18 protein-coding genes are annotated in these 18,087 nt (G+C 62.4%); 15 read left to right on the top strand and 3 right to left on the bottom strand.

The features are described 5' to 3' along the window. Positions 1-236, bottom strand: a 236-nt coding sequence (locus AC3WWH_RS32485; protein ID WP_492377530.1) for an aldehyde dehydrogenase family protein, incomplete at its 3' end; no start/stop codon positions are given. A 219-nt stretch (positions 237-455) separates the two neighbouring features. Here AC3WWH_RS32485 and AC3WWH_RS32490 point away from each other — a divergent pair. From AC3WWH_RS32490 to AC3WWH_RS32525, 8 genes are all read left to right on the top strand, one after another. Further along, positions 456-1,487, top strand: a complete 1,032-nt coding sequence (locus tag AC3WWH_RS32490; protein ID WP_058324412.1) for an ABC transporter substrate-binding protein — start codon at positions 456-458, stop codon at positions 1,485-1,487. Positions 1,488-1,491: 4 nt separating this feature from the next. After that, positions 1,492-2,295 (top strand): ABC transporter ATP-binding protein, encoded by an 804-nt coding sequence (locus AC3WWH_RS32495; protein WP_058324407.1) that lies wholly within the window; start codon positions 1,492-1,494, stop codon positions 2,293-2,295. Then, on the top strand, positions 2,295-3,131 hold the full coding sequence (locus AC3WWH_RS32500) for an ABC transporter permease (RefSeq protein ID WP_058324406.1): 837 nt from the start codon (positions 2,295-2,297) through the stop codon (positions 3,129-3,131). Before AC3WWH_RS32495 ends, AC3WWH_RS32500 begins: the two co-directional genes overlap by 1 nt. A gap of 113 nt (positions 3,132-3,244) precedes the next feature. Continuing rightward, a complete protein-coding gene (locus AC3WWH_RS32505; RefSeq protein WP_245299264.1) occupies positions 3,245-4,600 on the top strand; it encodes an FAD-dependent oxidoreductase in 1,356 nt (451 codons plus the stop codon). Further along, the gene (locus AC3WWH_RS32510) at positions 4,597-5,754 is read left to right on the top strand and encodes a CoA transferase (RefSeq protein WP_113399689.1); all 1,158 of its coding nucleotides are present in this window, start codon (positions 4,597-4,599) and stop codon (positions 5,752-5,754) included. Before AC3WWH_RS32505 ends, AC3WWH_RS32510 begins: the two co-directional genes overlap by 4 nt. Further along, positions 5,751-6,524, top strand: a complete 774-nt coding sequence (locus AC3WWH_RS32515; RefSeq protein WP_058324404.1) for an enoyl-CoA hydratase-related protein — start codon at positions 5,751-5,753, stop codon at positions 6,522-6,524. The genes AC3WWH_RS32510 and AC3WWH_RS32515 overlap by 4 nt, the downstream gene beginning before the upstream one ends. A 44-nt stretch (positions 6,525-6,568) precedes the next feature. Then, positions 6,569-7,492, top strand: a complete 924-nt coding sequence (locus AC3WWH_RS32520; protein WP_057251120.1) for a LysR family transcriptional regulator — start codon at positions 6,569-6,571, stop codon at positions 7,490-7,492. Next, positions 7,489-8,886, top strand: coding sequence for an amidohydrolase family protein (locus AC3WWH_RS32525; protein ID WP_058324403.1), 1,398 nt, complete (start codon positions 7,489-7,491; stop codon positions 8,884-8,886). Before AC3WWH_RS32520 ends, AC3WWH_RS32525 begins: the two co-directional genes overlap by 4 nt. A 155-nt stretch (positions 8,887-9,041) precedes the next feature. Here the strand turns inward: AC3WWH_RS32525 and fdxA are convergent, their stop codons facing one another. Together fdxA and AC3WWH_RS32535 are read right to left on the bottom strand one after the other, a co-directional pair. After that, positions 9,042-9,380, bottom strand: coding sequence for a ferredoxin (gene fdxA / locus AC3WWH_RS32530; RefSeq protein WP_058324402.1), 339 nt, complete (start codon positions 9,378-9,380; stop codon positions 9,042-9,044). 235 nt (positions 9,381-9,615) lie between these two features. Beyond that, positions 9,616-10,248 (bottom strand): TetR family transcriptional regulator C-terminal domain-containing protein, encoded by a 633-nt coding sequence (locus AC3WWH_RS32535; RefSeq protein ID WP_058324401.1) that lies wholly within the window; start codon positions 10,246-10,248, stop codon positions 9,616-9,618. A 256-nt stretch (positions 10,249-10,504) separates the two neighbouring features. On the opposite strand from AC3WWH_RS32535, the gene AC3WWH_RS32540 reads away from it, so the two are divergent. The 7 genes from AC3WWH_RS32540 (at position 10,505) to AC3WWH_RS32570 (ending at position 18,067) form a co-directional block, all read left to right on the top strand. Then, a complete protein-coding gene (locus tag AC3WWH_RS32540) occupies positions 10,505-11,332 on the top strand; it encodes a uracil-DNA glycosylase family protein (protein WP_058324400.1) in 828 nt (275 codons plus the stop codon). Between the two features lie 3 nt (positions 11,333-11,335). Beyond that, the gene (locus AC3WWH_RS32545) at positions 11,336-12,961 is read left to right on the top strand and encodes a GMC family oxidoreductase (protein ID WP_058324399.1); all 1,626 of its coding nucleotides are present in this window, start codon (positions 11,336-11,338) and stop codon (positions 12,959-12,961) included. Positions 12,962-12,972: 11 nt separating this feature from the next. Next, positions 12,973-13,293 (top strand): NIPSNAP family protein, encoded by a 321-nt coding sequence (locus AC3WWH_RS32550; protein WP_058324398.1) that lies wholly within the window; start codon positions 12,973-12,975, stop codon positions 13,291-13,293. Positions 13,294-13,388: 95 nt separating this feature from the next. Next, the gene (locus AC3WWH_RS32555; RefSeq protein ID WP_058324410.1) at positions 13,389-14,414 is read left to right on the top strand and encodes a BMP family ABC transporter substrate-binding protein; all 1,026 of its coding nucleotides are present in this window, start codon (positions 13,389-13,391) and stop codon (positions 14,412-14,414) included. A gap of 148 nt (positions 14,415-14,562) precedes the next feature. Further along, complete coding sequence (locus AC3WWH_RS32560) at positions 14,563-16,143, top strand: ABC transporter ATP-binding protein (RefSeq protein WP_492377531.1); 1,581 nt, start codon at positions 14,563-14,565, stop codon at positions 16,141-16,143. Next, positions 16,140-17,177, top strand: coding sequence for an ABC transporter permease (locus AC3WWH_RS32565; protein ID WP_113399691.1), 1,038 nt, complete (start codon positions 16,140-16,142; stop codon positions 17,175-17,177). The genes AC3WWH_RS32560 and AC3WWH_RS32565 overlap by 4 nt, the downstream gene beginning before the upstream one ends. After that, positions 17,174-18,067, top strand: a complete 894-nt coding sequence (locus AC3WWH_RS32570; protein ID WP_058324395.1) for an ABC transporter permease — start codon at positions 17,174-17,176, stop codon at positions 18,065-18,067. Before AC3WWH_RS32565 ends, AC3WWH_RS32570 begins: the two co-directional genes overlap by 4 nt. The last annotated feature ends 20 nt before the right edge of the window (positions 18,068-18,087 follow it).

Below are 18,087 nucleotides of genomic sequence, written 5' to 3' on the forward strand. Positions count from 1 at the left end.
TCCTTGCGGGCGAGGATCTCGTCGGCGGTCTTCCGGAGGATCGCGTGGCGCTCGAGAATGCCGGAGCGCGACCAGGCCGGGAACGCCGCCTTGGCAGCGGCGATCGCGGCGCGGGCATCGTTTGCCGAGGCGCGGGCATATTCGCCCACCACGTCATTGGTGTTCGAGGGGTTGATGTTGCGGGACACTTCGCTACTGGCGATCCATTCCCCATCGATCAGGTTTTTCTGCACCATATCTATCCTCCGCGGCGTTCAGACTTTGATCGTGTCTTCGCTTATCGGACGGGATCGAACTCGCACAAAGCACAATCTTTCGAGCCCGCCATTGCCGAAACGGCAAACCTGAATGGCCCTTGGGCGTTGCCATATCGGCAATACCAACTGCTAAAAATTGTGCTTTATGAGATGCCGAATTCCATCATCATCGCTCCCATAACAAGCAAGGGGAACGATATGTCTCGTTTTATGATGAACCGCCGAGGTTTCCTTTCGAATGCCGCAATGGGCGCGATTGCTGCGACCCATAGCCTTATCAATGTTTCGCCCGGTCTCACCGCCGATTCCACGACGATTCGGATGCAGCTCGGTTGGCTGCCTTCCAACGGGCTTCTCGGAGAACTCGTTGCCCGCAAGAAGGGTTATTATGCCGAGAAGGGCATCGAGCTCGAAATCGTGCCTGGCGGACCGAATGTCGACGGCGTTGCTGGCGTCGCCGTCGGCCAGTCGACGATTGGCCAGATCTCCTCCAGCCCATCGGTGATGCTGGCACGTTCGGCCGGCGCGCCGATCAAGGCATTCGCAGCCGGCTACCAGAAACATCCGTTCGCGTACTTCTCCCGCAAGGCAAACCCGATTGCCAAGCCTCAGGACATGATCGGCAAGACGATCGCAGCGATCCCGACTTCGGTCATTCTGCTGCGCGCGCTCCTCGCCAAGAACGGGATATCGGAAGACGAGGTCAAAATCGTCAACATGGGTTCGGACATGAACCAGCTCGTGACCGGCCAGGCCGATGCGGTCTGTGGCTGGCTGACGAACGTCAACGCCTTGAAGGTTCTGGGTGATGACCGGGTCGACCTGACCCTTTGGGATGGCGGTATCCGCCTCTATGCCAACGTCTACTATACCACCGACGACCAGCTGCAAAATCACGCGGACCATCTTGCTGCCTTCGTGTCGGGTTCGGCGCGGGGATGGGGCTATGCACGCGATCACCAGGAAGAGGCCGTCGACATCCTGCTCGAAGCCTACCCGAACCTGGACAAGGCAAGCGAACTGGAGGCCATCGGGCCGCTGATGAAATTCGTGTTCAACGAAACCACTGCTACCGAGGGATGGGGTGGCATGGACCGGGCAAACTGGGAAGAGCAGATCAAGACCTATGCGGATCTCGGACAGTTCACCGGCCCTGTCCCGAATGCAGACGACGTCTACACCATGGCAATCTTGGATGCGACGGCCGATGTCCGCAAGAGCGTAGGGTAAGGCGATGCTGGAAACGCGTAGCAGACCCAACCAGGCAGCAGTCGGTAGCTCCGCCGTGTCGGTGAAGAACCTTCATATCCGCTTCGGCGCAGATGATTCCGGCTTCACCGCACTCTCCGACGTCTCGGTCGAGATACCGGCCGGCTCGCTCGTGACCATGCTCGGCCCGTCCGGCTGCGGCAAGTCCACCCTGTTGCGAACGGTCGCGGATCTCGTGCACATCACCGATGGCTCCGTGTCCGTGCATGGCCAGACGCCGCGCAAGGCGCGCGAGGGCCGCGATTTCGCCTTCGTTTTCCAGGAAGCAACGTTGCTGCCGTGGCGCAACGTGATCGACAATGTGCGTCTCCCGCTGCTGGTCGGAAAGCGCGAAGCGGGCGCGACCTACGCGGATCCGGAAGAACTTCTGGCTCTCGTCGGACTGAAGGGGCGTGAAAAGGCGATGCCGCACGAACTGTCGGGCGGCCAGCGCCAACGCGTGGCGATCGCCCGCGCGCTGGTGACCCGGCCCCGCATCCTGTTGATGGATGAGCCCTTCGGCGCGCTCGACGAGATCACGCGCGACAAGTTGAACGAAGAGTTGCTGCGCCTCTGGCAGGAAACCGGGACCACCATCCTCTTCGTTACCCATTCGATCCCCGAGGCGGTCTTTCTCGGTCAACATGTGCTGATGCTCGCGGCCCATCCGGGACGAGTGAAGGAGTTCATGAAGGTCGACTTACCCTATCCGCGATCTCTCGCCATGCGCGACACGGTCGAGTTCATTCAGGTTACCGCCTATCTGCGCAAACTTTTGGGAGAATGCTGATGGCAAATGCCCTTCCATCACCAGCGGATGGCCGCGACTTGACCGACGGCAACAGGTTCAGAGCGATCGACGCTGCCGTCAGCGCTGCCCTGCGACATCTGCCGGCAACGCTTGCGATCCTTGGCTGCATCCTGCTGTGGCAACTCGTCGTCTGGGGCTTTTCGGTGCCAACGTTCATGGCGCCCGGACCAGTCGACGTCATCAAGGCCTTCGGCGAAAACGCCGGCATCCTGTGGGCGAATTTCTGGCCGACGCTCATGGAGGCGGTTCTCGGCTTCATATTCGGCAATGTCATTGCCGTTCTTCTGGCGGTCTGGTTCGTCCACAGTCCGCTCGCCGAGCGCGCCTTCTATCCGATCGCCGTAATCATCAAGTCGATCCCGATCATTGCGCTGGCGCCGATCCTGGTGCTGCTCGTCGGCAACGGCATCGCACCGAAGATCATCATTGCAGGCCTGATCTGTTTCTTCCCGACCCTGGTCAACATGGTGCAGGGTCTGAAGTCGGCGAGCCCCGCAATGCTCGACCTGATGCGCATCCTTTCTGCCAGCAACTCCGAAATCTTCTGGAAGGTTCGGCTGCCAGGCTCGCTGCCTTTCCTTTTCGCCGCGCTGAAGATTGCGGCAACCAGCAGCGTGATGGGCGCGATCGTCGCCGAGTGGATCGGCTCCAGCTACGGCCTCGGCGCCCTGATCATCGAGGCGACCTATAATTTCCGTTCGCCTCTGCTCTATGCGACGGTGGTGATTGCGGCCTCGCTTGCCGTGGTTCTCTTCTTCGCCGTTTCGTTCGCGGAATCGAAGATCGTCCGCTGGAAACCGACGACGGACCACTGACCCCCAAACCCCTTGCTGCCGGACCTGGATATCCGCGTCCGGTCAACCGACGAAGTCACTGGCTGTGAGCTCCTCACATTTCGCCGGACAGGTCCCCTATGGAGGAAACGATTATGGAAACAATCAGAGAACCCTTGCGCAATGCCAGGATCGTCGACCGCTCCGACGTGGTCGTCGTCGGCGGCGGACCGGCTGGCATCTCCGCCGCGGTTTCGGCGGCGCGCACTGGGGCAAGCGTCACGCTGCTCGAACGCTACCCCTATGTCGGCGGCCTTGCCGCTGGCGGCATGGTTCTCGTGCTCGACGACATGGTCAACGGGCTTGAAATCACCGTGCGCGGCATCTGCATGGAGATGATCGAACGGATGAACACGCTCGGTCTGTGCGTCACCCCGACGGACGGCGACCGCCAGCTCGACTTTCGCGACACGCCGGAAGCCTGGCAGAAGTGGGCGCGCTGGGGCTTGTTCGACTTCCATACGCCATCCGCGCCACATCCGATCTGCTATGCGGCCGCCTTTGATCCGGACGCTTTCAAACGGGTCTCCTATGACATCCTTCGCGAATCCGGAGTGAAGCTAAGAACGCACAGCTGGTTCTCCTCGGCGATCGTCGAGAACGGGACGATCAAGGGCGTGGTCTGCCAGACGAAATCCGGCCGCGAGGCCATCATGGGTGACGTCGTGATCGACGCATCGGGCGACCTCGACGTTGCTGCCGACGCTGGCGCCCAGCATACGGACGGCAATTTCATCCTGACGACCGTTTCCCGCTGGGGCGGGATCGACACCGCCGCAGCAGAGCGCTTCGAATTCGAAGAACCGGAAAAGTTCAAGGCGATCGATCATGAGGCCAAGCGTCTGATCGGCGGATGCTGGTCGTTCTGGTGGTTGAAGACGCCGCTGCCGGGCGTCATCTGGCTGAACTGCCCGCACATGCCGAAGCTCTCCGGGCTCAGTGTCGAAGACCTGACCTACGCGGAACTCGAAGGGCGGTCCCGCATTGCCCGCCTGCTCGATTTCGCGCGGGCCAACTTGCCGGGCTTCGAAAATGCCCATGTGATCGATTTTGCACCACAGACGGGCGTGCGCCAGTCGCGGCTGCTCCAGGGCGAATATGTCGTTACCAAGGACGACGTGATGAACCGCCAGCACTTCGCCGATACGGTGTGCCGCGGCCGCGACTACTACACGCCCTACCGAGCCATGCTGCCGAAGGAAGTCGACCAGCTGATCGTCGCGGGCAGGCACTATTCGGCGACGATCCAGGCGCAGAAGTCGAGCCGCGAAATCCCGCCGTGCATGGCGATGGGCGAGGCTGCCGGCGTTGCCGCCACCGTTGCGCTCAACGCCGGCGTGAAGGTGCGGGACGCCGATGTCAGGGCAATCCAGAAGCAGCTGCGGGCCCAGGGCGCCGATCCCGGCGACGTACCATCCGAAAATGCAACCTATCTGGAGGCCGCAGAATGACATCTCTTCCCCTCGACGGTATCCGCGTCGTCGATTTCACCCAGGTCATGCTGGGCCCGTGCTGCACGCAGATGCTGGCCGACTATGGCGCCGAGGTCATCAAGGTCGAAAAGGCCAAGATCGGCGACCTCTCGCGCTGGTCGCTCGGGTCTGACCCTGATGGCCTCAACAATCCGGTCTTCTCGTCGCTCAACCGCAACAAGAAGAGCCTTGCACTCGACCTCAAGCAGGACGAGGCGCGAGCCGCCGTGCGCGCCCTGATCGACACGGCCGACGTGGTCGTCAACAATTTTCGCCCCGATGTCATGGAGCGCATGGGCTTCGGTTACGAAGAGCTCAGGAAGACCAATCCGCGGCTGATCTACGCCGTCGGTACGGGCTTTGGTCTGGAGGGGCCCTATCGGCACAAGGGCGGACAGGACATCCTCGCGCAGGCACTTTCCGGCGTCATGCGCCGCAAGTCGGACGCGAGCCATCCGCTGTCGATCTACGCGACGCCGCTTGCCGACTATTCGGCCGGCATGCACCTCGTCCAGGGCATTCTGCTTGCCTTGCTGCACCGCGAAAAGACCGGCCACGGCCAGCAGGTTGCGGTCAGTCTCTACAGCTCGATGCTCGCCATGCAGATGCAGGAAGGCACCACGCACATGATGCGGGAGAAGGACCTGAACTGGGGCGCTTTCCCTCTGACAGGCGTGTTCGAGACCACCGACGGCGCCATCGTCATGGTCGGCGCGTTCAAGCAGAACCCACTGCGCGACATTTGCACGGCATTGGAGATCGAGGATCTGTCCCTACGGCCGCAATTTGCCGATTTCGACGCACAGATGCAGCGCCGGCCGGAATTGCAGCAGGTCTTCCGCGAGGCGTTCGCGAAGAACAGCAGCGCCCATTGGCTCGGCCGGCTGGAGCAGGTGGACATTCTCTGCGCGCCGGTACGCTCGCTTCCCGAAGCACTCGACGACGAGCAGACGGTGATCAACGGCATGATCCTTCACGCCGGCGAAACGAAGGCCGGTCCGATCCGGCTGGTCGGTTCGCCGATCGATATGTCGGCGGCGACCGTAACGGTGCGCATCGCCCCGCCGAAGCTCGGCGAGCACAATGACGAGATACTCTCGGGGCTCCCCGTTCGCCAGGGAAATGCGGCATGAGCGTTACGTTCGTCGTAGAGGACCGCGTTGCGACCGTTACGTTAAACCGTCCGGAGCGGATGAACGCAGTGGACGCAGCAACCGAACGCGAGCTTGAGGCGATCTGGCAGGAGATTGAAGCGCGCGACGACATAAGCTGCGTCGTGCTGACGGGCGCAGGCGAACGGGCGTTTTGCGCCGGAGCTGATCTGAAGGGTGCCGAGACGACCGGCCTCGACTACTGGAGCGAGAGCCGGCCGAACGGTTTCGGCGGGCTCGCCTTTCGCCGCTCGCTGGATGTTCCTGTTATCGCCAGGGTCAACGGTTATGCGCTGGGCGGCGGGTTCGAGATGGTGCTCGGCTGCGATATCGTCGTAGCCTCGACGAAGGCCGCGTTCGGCTTGCCCGAGGCCCGCGTCGGACGCCTGCCGCTTGATGGCGGCATGGTGCTTCTCCAGCGCAGGATCCCTCACAATCTCGCGATGGGCGTGCTGTTGACCGGCCGGCGGTTTTCCGCAGCCGAGATGCAAAGCTTCGGCATCGTCAACGAGGTGGCTGAACCAGAGGAGCTCGATGCCGCCGTTGCCCGCTGGGTGGCCGAAATCGTCGCCTGCGCGCCGCTTTCGCTTCGCGCGATCAAGCAGACTGTCAATCGCACCGGGCATCTGTCGCCGGCGGAGGCACAAGGGCTGCGCACGCCTGCACTCGTGAAGGCGCTTAAAAGCGAGGATGCCCTGGAAGGCGTCAGCGCCTTCCAGGAGAAGCGCGCGCCCGTTTGGAGGGGACGATGAGCGTGTTATAGGTCGGAGCCCAGGGGAGGGGAGGTTCCAATCGAATGCACGCCAGCATCCTGAAATATTTCGTCTCGGTCGCGCGGTCCGGGTCCATTCGCAAGGCCTCCGAGGAGCTTCACGTCGCATCCTCGGCGGTCAGCCGGCAGATCAAGAAACTGGAGGACGAGCTCGGGATCGCCCTGTTCGAACGGCTCTCGAACGGCCTGAGGCTGACCGTCGCCGGGGAAAACGTGCTGCGCCATGCCCGGGTCACGCTCGAGAATTTCGAGCTTCTGCGCAGCGACCTCGGCGCCTTGCAGGGAAAAAAGGCCGGTCGCGTGCAGATGTCTTGTCTGGACAGCCTCGCCATCCAGTTCCTGCCGGACATGGTCAACACGTTCCACAGCATCCATCCGGGCGTGAGCTTCCATATCCACACCGCCGGTCACGGCAACATCAGCAGCCTGGTCGCCGAAGGTGACGTCGACATGGGGTTGACCTTTGATCTCGCCCGTCCAGACGACACGGAGATGCTCTTTCGCGTACCGATGCCGCTGATGGCTTTCGTCGGACGGGGACATCCGTTGGCGAAGCAGCGGCAGGTCTCGCTCGCCGAATGCGCTCAGTACGACCTGCTTCTGCAACTCGATACGCAGCCGATCCGCTCGCTTATCGAAATCGAACTCTCCGTCTTCGAACGAACCGGGCGGCCCTTTGTGCTGTCGAACAGCCAGATGATGCTCAAGCCATTCATCATCTCGGGGCAGGGAGTGGCTTTCTTCACGCCGATCGGCTTCCTCGCGGAAATCAAGGCGGGCGATGTCGTTCCGATACCGCTTTCCGGATCGCGCCTTCAGAACCTGCATATCGGAATTCTCGTGCAGCGACGCCGGCAGCGCACCCACGCGGCCGAAGCCGTCATCGAATTCGTTGGTGCGGAACTGCTGAGGTTCAGCGACCAGATCATGGAGGCAATCAATCCTTGAGTGAACACCAGGTCCCCGGGCGAGTTCTTTTGCGTCCAGGCCACGAGGCCGCAAGGCGCGAGCCAAACCTCTTACGGCATCTGCCTGACGGTGCCTCCTCGGCTGCGATCCCGGCCAATGCCCTCCTGATGCCGCCGCCCGTCAACGCGCATGACCACGGCTATGGCATCCGCACACTCGATTTCGGCAATGTCGACGATGCCCTGGAAGTGTGGATTCCCGGGCTTCGGCTCCGACCGCGCACCGATCCCTACCTGGAAGCGCTTGTGGCATTCTCCCGGCTGGCGCAAACGGGCGTCGGTGCGACCATGCATTGTCACAATTCGCTGAATGTCGACCGACTGGTAGAGGAGGCTGGTGCGGTGATGCGCGCGGCGCGCGATGTCGGCATAAGACTTGCGCTATCCTGCCCGCTTCTCGACTACGACCCGTGGGCTTATGATGGCGGGCCGCAGCGATTGCGGTCGTATCTCGCTCCGGCAGACTGGGACGAACTCAGTGCCTCGATCCCCCAATATGCCTCGCCTTCGGTCCAGATTTCGGCGGCCGACGCGGTCGCCGCAGCCAACACCAACCCGCTGATCGATGTCCAGTACGGCCCGATCGGGCCGCAGTGGTGCTCCAATGCACTGCTCGAAACCATCGCCGAGGCCTCTCACGCGACGGGTCGGCGCATTCACATGCATCTCCTCGAAAGCCCAAGGCAGAGGCTGTGGCTGGACAGGCGCTTTCCGCAAGGGGTCGTCCGATACCTCGACGATATCGGCTTTCTCTCGCCCCGCCTTGCCGTTGCCCATGGCGTTCATCTGCGGCCGGATGAGCTGGAGTTGCTGGCAGTAAGGGGTGTGCAACTTGTTTCGAACCCGTCGGCAAACTTGCGCCTGCGTTCAGGCGTGGCGCCGCTCGCTGCCATTCCGGCAAGCGGGCCGGCCTTCGCTTTCGGCCTCGACGGGACAGGGCTTGACGACGACCAGGACCTTTGGCGCGAACTGCGCCTTGCCCATCTGTTGCACGGTGGCCGCGGCTTGACGCGGACGTTTACGACTGGATGCGTCTTCGATGCCGCGATCCATGTCGGCGCCAAGGTTGTGAATGCGACGGCGAACGAAGATCTCGTGCTCGTGGATTACGGTGCGTTGATTGTCGACAGCCTGATAGACGATCTGGATGAGGCGGAGGTGCTGCTCACCCGGATGACGGCGGCGCACGCGAAGGGGCTCTACGTCGGCGGGCAGGAGGTCATGTGCGATGGGAAGCTGACCCGGGTCGATTTCGAAGGTGCCCGGGCCGAACTCCTGCAGCAGGCGCGTGCAGACCTTCCGCGGCTGAACTGCGAGCGTGAACTCGTGACCAAGCTCGCCGCGGCGACGCGGGCCTATTATTCCGGCTGGTGAGCCCAAGCAGCGAGGCCGCAAAAACATCTCGGGATACGTGCGGCGAGGGCCGAGACGGGACGGCTTTCTACCGGCCTCAAGCTTCGCTTCTCTGGGCCAGCCGTCGACCTGCGTTTGCGCAACGGCCCTGTCTTGCTCCTGCGGATCAGGTTCGATTATGCGACGGTCGCCGCTTTCTCGAAGGCGGCAACGAAGGGATGGTCCTGCACCGTCGAGCACTCCTTGCTCCACCCGCCCGGTGAACCCATTCCGGTGACGTCGGCTCCGAAGAACTCCTTGTTCACAGCGATGAAATGGCGCTGGTTGTCGGCGATCTCGTGATCCCAGACGATGGCATCGACGGGACAGATCGAAAGACAGAGCCCGCAATTTATGCATTCATCGGGGTGGATGTAGAAGGTACGGCCACCCTCGTAGATGCAGTCGACAGGGCAGGCGGCGGTGCAGTCGCCATCCTTCACGTCGATGCAGGGTTCGGTAATGACATAGGCCATCTTGCTGGTCTCTGAAGAGTTGCTTGCACGGCCAATTATTCAGAGTTTCCCTTGCCGAAGAAGCACAGATATTCGCAACCTCGATTGCCAAAAAGGCAACGTCCGGTGCTTCTTCGATCTTGTTTGATGTCGCCGCGTGGCGAAGTTTTGCGGTAAGCGCCAACCTGAAACGAGCTTGATCACCCGGCCGTACAGCCCAGGATCGTGTGCAAGCGCCTTTGTTCGCCTGTCGGGCTTAAGGCTGCCGGAGGATACCTCTCAGGATCGTCTCGGTGATCGTGGCCGCCGCCTTTTCATAGTCGTCAGCTTTCAAACGGGGCTTTTTGAGCGCGTCGACGGTGACGGGTTCGAAGTCCGAGTAAAACTGGGTCGACGCCCAGAGCATGATGAAGAGATGACGTGGATCGACCGGCAGCATCTTGCCGGCGGCGATCCAGCCCTCGATGACCGCGACATGAGTATCCGTTACCTGACGGATGTGTTCGCGATCCTTCTTGGTCAGGAAGCGGGCGCCTTGAATGATTTCGCTGGCGAAGAGCCGGGACTCGGCCATGTTCTTGCGCGTGTATTCCAGCTTCGCCTTGATGTAGAGCCTGAACGCCTCCGCCGGTTCGCGCTCCGGCGAAATGTATTTCAGTGCATCATCCCAACTGGCGAGCAGATGCGCGATGATGGCGGTGTAGATCTCCTCTTTGGAAGAGAAATAGTAGTAGACGTTTGCCTTGGGCAGGCCCGAAGCCTCGGCAATCTCGGCGATGCGCGTGCCATCGAAGCCCTTGCGGGCAAATATCTCGATCCCCGCCTTGATGATCAGCCGCACGTTACGTTCGCGGATGCGCTCTTCGGGATCTCGTACTGCCCTTGCCATATGGTTCCGCCTCCATCTCGCCGTCGCTTCCTACCAGGCAATCATGCGTGGTGGCGAGATTGCCTTTGCAATTGCCGCGTTTTCCAGCGAAATGCAAGCGTATCACCCTTCGCAAAAAGCTGACGATGTAGTCAAGAAAAATTGACCACTTCGTCATTTTCTGCTTTTTGAAAGTTGACACTTTGGTCAGCTTTTGTCTAGTCTCCCTGCAATGAACGGAAGGGGAGCCGTAATGCCGATGCGCTTGAGAGAGGCAATGGCGGAGACGTTTGCTGGCTGGGAGGGCGACCTCCCGCATGCCTGGCGCGATGCGCTCGGCGCCGTCGGCGACGATTTCGCCCGTATCGCTGCGGACCTCGAGTTGGAGGCCTGGGAGCCGATCTTCCCGGCGCGCCGCGGCAAGACTTTTCCCGGTCAGCCAAGGGGCGCGCATGCCCTGGCGGCTTTCGACGGAATTGCACCCGATGGCGTTCGTTGTCTGGTTCTTGGTCAGGATCCTTATCCCGAGCCGGGTTTTGCGACGGGGCGTGCCTTCGAGGCCGGAAATCTGGCCGCATGGGGTGAGCTGGACAAGATGTTCTCGAAGAGCATCCGTGCCTACATGCAGCTGATTGCGGCCGCGCGCCTTGGTGATGAAAGTCTGGCACGCGATTTCGGCCGCTGGCCGGATGTGCGGCATCTGCTTTGCGATCCCACCGGTTCGTTCGAGGCGCCGAGCCTGATCGCCGACCGCTGGGTGGGGGAGGGTGTTCTCCTGCTCAACGCATCGCTGACGCTCTCTCGTTTCCGCGTCGATATCGATCCGCACCAGTCGCGCGGGCATCTTGCCTTCTGGCGGCCGCTGATGCTGCGCGTGGTCGAAATGCTTGTGGCGCGAGGCGAGCCCGTTGTCTTCCTGGGTTTCGGTGCGGCCGCGGCTGACATCTTCTCGCAAGTCGGCGTTGCCGAGGGGCAGTTCGGCCATGTCGCCTATGTCCAGCGCGAGCATCCCGCCTTTGCCGACAAGGTGCTCGGCCGGGAAAATCCGTTCCTTCTCTGCAATTCTCATCTGGAGGCGATGGGCGGCCGGCCCATCGCGTGGTGAACCATGGCGCGTAACCCGGAATATGATTTCATCGTCGTTGGTGCGGGCTCGGCCGGTTGTGTTCTTGTGAACCGTCTGTCGAAGAACCCGGCAAACCGCGTGCTTTTGATCGAGGCTGGCGGCAAGGATCGCAACCCGCTGTTCCGGCTGCCGATGCTGATGGGCAAGCTGTTCCACTCCGGCATCTACAACTGGCATTATCACACCGAGCCTGAGCCTTATCTCAATGGCCGCTCGCTCTATTGGCCGCGCGGCAAGGTGCTGGGTGGGACCTCCACCATCAACGGCATGATCTATGTGCGCGGTAATAGCCACGACTACGATCGCTGGTCGCAGCTCGGGCTACCCGGCTGGTCCTATGATGAAGTGCTGCCGGCATTCCGACGCTCCGAAACGCATATCCAGCGCAAGGACGCCTTCCACAGTGGCGACGGGGAACTCACCGTCTGCCGAGCCCGTGGCAACAATCCTTTGATGGACGTGTTCTGCGAGGCGGGCATCCAGGCCGGCTATCCGGCCAACGATGACTTCAACGGAGAGACGCAAGAAGGCTTTGGCCGCTACGACTTCACCATCCGCAAGGGAAAACGCTGGTCCACATCATGGGCCTTCCTGCGTCCGGCACTCGGCCGCAAGAACCTCACCGTGCTGACGGGAGCGGAACTCACGCGCCTGATCATCGAAGGCGACCGGGCGTGCGGCGTCGAGTATCTGAAGGACGGCGTGCTGGAACGCGCCCGCGCCGGGCGGGAGGTGATCCTCTCCTCAGGGGTGGTCAATTCGCCCAAGGCGCTGCTTCTGTCCGGCATCGGCCCCGCAGACGAGCTCCGGGCGCTTGGCATCGAGCCGGTGCTGGACCTGCCGGGCGTCGGCAAGAACCTCCAGGACCATGTCGACTGCGTCATGAGCTGGGAATGCCGGGAGCCGATCACGCTCTTCAGCGACCTGCGGGCGGACAAGCTTATTCCCGCCGTTGCCCAGGGCATGCTGTTCGGTGAGGGCGTCACCACGACGTTCCCCTATGAGGCCGGTGCCTTCATCCGCTCGAACGATGGCCTGGTTGCGCCCGACATACAACTGCACTTCATGCCGGCGCTGGAAAAGACGGCCAACCTGCACTTCCCCAATCCCTTCCGGAAGAAACAGGCCGTGGAGGCCAACCACGGGTTCACGATCCGCGTCGGCCCCGTCAATCCGGTGAGCCGCGGCGAGATCACGCTGCGCTCGGCGAACGCGACGGACAAGCCGAAGATCCAGGCCAACTACCTCCGTGACGATTTCGACGTCCGCACGATGATCGATGCCATCCGGCTGACGCGTGACATTGTCGGCCAGAAGGCTTTCGACCGCTTTCGCGGCAAGGAGCTGGCGCCGGGGCCGGAAGCGCTCGACGATGCCGCTTTGACGAGTTGGTTGCGGGCGACCGCCATGACGACCTTCCACCCGGTTGGAACCGCCAAGATGGGCAATGACCCCATGGCTGTGGTGGATGCGCGGCTCAAGGTGCGCGGCATCGAGGGGCTGCGTGTCGCGGATGCCTCGATCATGCCGATCATCTCAAGCGGCAACACCAACGCGCCAGCCATCATGATCGGCGAGAAATGCGCCGAATTCATCCTGAACGCATAGGGAGCAATGCGATGATCCTGGAACACCGCACTTATACCTTTAAGCCCGGCACGGTCGACAAGTGGATGAAGAAGTACGAGGCCGACGGCTTGCCCGTGCAGAAGCGCCATCTCAACAAGTTCGTCGGACTCTATGCTTCGGAACTGGGAACGCTTCACACCACCGTTCTGATGTGGGCGTACGACAGCCTCGCTGACCGCGAGGCGCGCCGGACGGCCATGTATGCGGACCCGGACTGGCAGAAGTTCATTTCCGAAGTCTGGGCGCTGGACGCGATCCAGAAGCAGGAGGTGATGATTATGAACCCGGCCCCCTATTCCCCGCCGCTTTGAGGCGGCAAGCGCCCTGGCAAATGCGAATGAGAAACAACAAGATAAAAGAGGGAACGATCATGACAGACAAGACTGGGAAGATTACACAGCACATGATGCAGCGCCGAACATTCCTGCAGGCGAGCGCGGGTGCCGCGGCGCTCGGCTTTGCGGCCAGCATCGTGCCCGAGTTCGCCCGTGCGTCGGGCGGGCTGGTCGCGCTGGTCCACACACAGGCTGCAGGCGACAATGGTCCGGTGGACCAGATGATCGCCAAGCTCAAGCAGCTTTCGGAAGAAAAGGGCTTCGAATGCCGCGCTGTCTACGCGCAGGATCCGGCGACCTACGAGACCGTCTACCGCACGCTGGGAGATGCGGGCGCGGCGATCATCGTCTCGACCTTCAACGAAGTGGCCGAGCCCTTCAAGGCGCTGGCGCCGTCCTATCCCAACACCAAGTGGATCCAGCTTTTCGCCGACCCTTTCGAGCCGGCAATCCCGAACGTCGTGACTGTCTCCTACGACTACTACCTTGGTTGCTATCTTTCGGGGGTCTTTGCGGCCAAGATGTCGTCGACCGGCAAGACCGGCTTCATCGGCGGCGTTTCGATTCCGCCTCTCAACGCAGACTTCAACGCCTTCAAGGCCGGCGTGCATTCCATTCGACCGGATGCCTCCGTCATCGCCGCCTTTGCAGGCTCGTTCCAGGACCCTGCAAAGGGTCAGGAAATCGCAACCCAGATGTACAATGATGGCATCGACTACATCCAGACCGATGCGGCGGCCACCGACGGCGGCATCATTGCCGCGGCCAACGAGAAGGAAGGGCGCATGGTGAGCTGCCTCGCGCCCGGACAATATGACCTCGGTCCGAAATCACTGATATCGATCGTCAGCCTGGACTTCGGCGCCTCGCTCTACAACGAGGCCAGCAAGGCGGTCGGGCCCGAATGGAAGGGCGGTGCGCACGAGCATACGGGCCTTGGCACCGGCGTCATCGACTTCATTCTCTCGCCGGTCTTCGCCGAACAGGGGCCGGCAGATCTGAATGCCAAGGCGAAGGAAGCGCTGGCCGAGGTCGACAAGGTTCGTGTCGGCATCCTGAATGGGTCGATCAAGGTTCCGTTCAACACCACCCTTTGATCTCCTGGCGCTGGCTCGCCGAGCCAGCCCGAGGTTTCGAATGACGTCGGCACAGACCTTCCCTCTTGGGGGAGGTCACTGGGGTTCGCGGATCGTTTCCAGCCCTGTTGACAGCCGCGAACCTCCTGCTCTCAATGGGAACCATTGCATGTCCAATTCTCCGAAATCGGCCCTGGAGTGCCGTAACGTCACCGTCAAATTCGGAGACGTGACGGCGTTGTCGGAGGTTTCAGCTTCGTTCGCTCCCGGCCAGATCCATGCGGTCGTCGGTCAGAACGGGGCCGGCAAGACCACCTTTGCCCGCGTGGCGGCCGGCCTCGTCCAGCCGACCTCTGGCGCCGTCAACGTGATGGGACACGACATCCGGACGGGGCAGGTCAGCGAAAGCCGGGCCGCGGGCGTGGAGCTCGTCCACCAGAGTTTTGCGTTGCCACCGTCCTTTACCGTCGCCGAGACCATGGAGTTTGGCGCTACGGGCAAGGGCGGCATCTATAGCCGCAAGGGGCTCGCTAAAAAATGGCGGGCACATCTCGCGGGGCTCGACGTCCAGGTCGACTTGAACCGGCGGATCCGGGACCTGCCGATCGAAACGCAGCAGGGCATAGAGATCGCCCGGGCCCTGGTCACGGATTCGCGCGTCCTCATTCTCGACGAGCCGACCGCGGTCCTTTCACCGGCGGGCATCGACATGCTGTTCGCACGCGTTCGCCGTCTCAAGGAACGTGGGGTCACAGTTATCCTCATCCTGCACAAGATCCGCGAGGTGCTGGGCATCGCCGACACGGTCACGGTGCTGCGGGGCGGCCAGAAGGTCGAAGGACCGCTTCCGGTGGCTGAGGTTTCGGGCGAGCGATTGGCCAACCTCATCGTCGGTGAGGCCGTCGCGAAGACGCTCGATCGGCACGATCGCGATGCATTGGTCGGAACGAAGTCACGGGTCCGTGGGGACTCCGATCAGCCGGCGCATGCGACCGGCCCTGCCATCCTTTCGATGAAGGCCGTCTCCACCCGGCCGGACAGCGGGGGCATTGCCCTCGATGGCGTCGATCTGGAGATCCGCCCGGGTGAGATCGTGGGTATCGCCGGGGTGGAAGGCAACGGGCAGAAGACGCTGGTGCGGGCTATCTCCGCTCTCGCCGACCTGACAAGTGGATCGATCCAGCTTGCAGGCCATGACGTGACTGGCGAACCTCTCGTCGCCCGTCGCGCGATCGGTCTTAGGATCATTCCCTTCGAGCGCAACGTCGAAGGTCTCAGCCTCACGAGTTCGCTCTGGCAGAACTGGAGCGCGAGGGAGCTGCTGCAGGGCAGGCTGCTCAAGCTGATCCGTCCCTCGGCAGTGCGCAATGCCTGCGACCGGTCACTCAAGGAATGGAGCGTTCACTACCACAATTCCGCGCAGAAGGCGGGGTCCCTGTCGGGCGGCAATGCGCAGAAGGTGATCCTCGCCCGGGAGATCGATCCCGATGCGAAGCTGATCATCGCGGCCCAGCCGACCCGCGGCCTCGACATCGGGGCCACCGCCTTCGTTTGGCAAGCGCTCCGGCAGGCGCGCGACCGTGGCGCGGCCATACTGCTGATCTCGTCGGATCTCGACGAGCTCTTCGACATATCGGATCGCGTCGTGGTGATGCTGTCGGGACGCCTGAACGGCGAGTTCCGTGCGCCCTTCGACATAGGGTTGGTGGGAGCGGCCATGACCGGTGCCGTTGCAGGGGCAAGCGCATGAAAGACAGTCTCATCACCGTCGTCCGCAGTCTGATCTTTGTGATCTTCGCGCTCATCCTTTGCGCGCTCGTGTTCCAGCTTGCCGGTTACAATGCTCCGGTGACGCTTTGGGCGGTGCTCGATGGGGCATTCCTGCGAAGCGGCGCGATCGAGCAAAGTCTCAGATGGGCGCTGCCGCTGTTCATAACGGCGGTCGGCGTCGGCATTTCCTTCCGCGCGGGCTTCTTCAACATCGGGGCCCAGGGGCAGTTCTATGTCGGCGCGATCTGCGCCGCCTTCGCTGCCGAAGCGGTAAAGGGCGGACCAGCTTTCCTGGTTATCCCGACCTTGCTTCTTGCCGGCATGCTCGGCGGTGCTCTCTGGGCGCTGTGGCCAGGATTGCTGCGGCTCCGCTCCGGCACCGACGAGGTTATCACCACGCTGATGGGCAACTTCATGGCCGGCCTGCTGCTGGTCTATGTCACCTCAGGGCCGCTGAAGGATCCCTCGGGTTCCGGTCAGCAGGCATCGAGCCGCCCGCTTGATGCGGCCTACCGCATCTCGAATTCTCTCGGTCTCTCCCCGGCGATCATCGCAATCGCGGTGGTCGTCGGCATCCTCATGTGGCTGCTGGTGAACCGAACTTCCTTCGGCATACTGGCAAGCCTTGCCGGCCGCAATGGCACGATGGTGGAATGGCAGGGCGCGCGCCTCTGGAAGCTCGGCCTTTCCAGTTTCCTCATTTCGGGGGCGCTTGCGGGCCTTGCCGGCACCATCGAGTTCATGGGGCCGAACGGCCGCATCGCATCGGGCTTCCTGCCGGCGCACGGCTTCACAGCGATCCTGATCGCGCTTGTCGCCAATCTCTCCGTTCTCGGAACGGCTGTTGCTGCCATCTTCTTCGGCGGCCTTGCCTCGGCGGCACTCTATCTGCCGATCATGGCCGGGCTGCCGTCGGCGGCGATCGACATCATCAATGCGGCGATCGCGCTGTTCATAACCGCGAGGTCGACATTCATCGACCGGGTGCTGCGTCTCGGAGGGCGTTCGACATGAATGAGATCTTCATCGCCATCCTGCGCTCCGGAACGCCGCTGATCTACGTCACGCTCGCCGGCGTCATCGCGCAGCGGGTAGGGGTCTGGAACCTCGGCCTCGAGGGACTGATGATCATCGGCGCCTGCGCGACAATTCTCGGCATCATGCTCACAAAGTCCGTCGGCGCGGCCATCCTCATCGCCATCATCGCCTGCGTGCTGGCCTCGGTGCTTCTCTGGTTTGTCATCGACAGGCTGAAGGCCAATCCCATTATCGCCGGCCTCGGGCTGACCGGTCTCGGCATCGGCGGTACGGCGCTTGCGGTCCAGTCTATCTTCGGCAGCCAGGCAACCGTGACGGCACCTTTCGGCATTCCTAAATTGGGGCCGGCCTTTGGTTCCTATGGCGTGCTGTCAGTCTCGGTTGCCGCCATGCCGCTCGTCGTCTTTGCCATGTGGGTGCTGTTGCGGCGAACGCGCTTCGGCCTGCGGCTAGCCGCCTGTGGGGAGCATCCGTTCGCTGCGCGCGGCGTCGGCGCCAACCCGTCGCGCATGCGGCTCGTGGCGCTTTCGATCGGTGGGGTGCTGTGCGCTATCGGCGGCGCGGAACTTGCGGCGGGCAGCCTGCAGTTCTTTGCCCAGGGCATGACGGCCGGTCGCGGCTTCATGGCGTTTGCTGCAGTCATCTTTGGCGCGGCCCATCCCGTGGGTGCCACCTTCGCCGCCTTGTTCTTTGCCATCGTCAGCGCCATCGGCATCCGGGCGCAGTTGACGTTCGGCGACAGGATTCCGCACGATCTCCTGCAGGCATTGCCCTATCTCGCGACGGTCTTCGGCGTCTGGCTGTCCGGAAAGCTTCGCGGCGGCGCGAAGGCCGCAAGCTCGTTCGCCGAGCTCAGGGATCAGTAATCATGATGTGCGGCGGACGC

Source organism: Ensifer sp. EB106-03-01-XG145 (genome assembly GCF_058792075.1).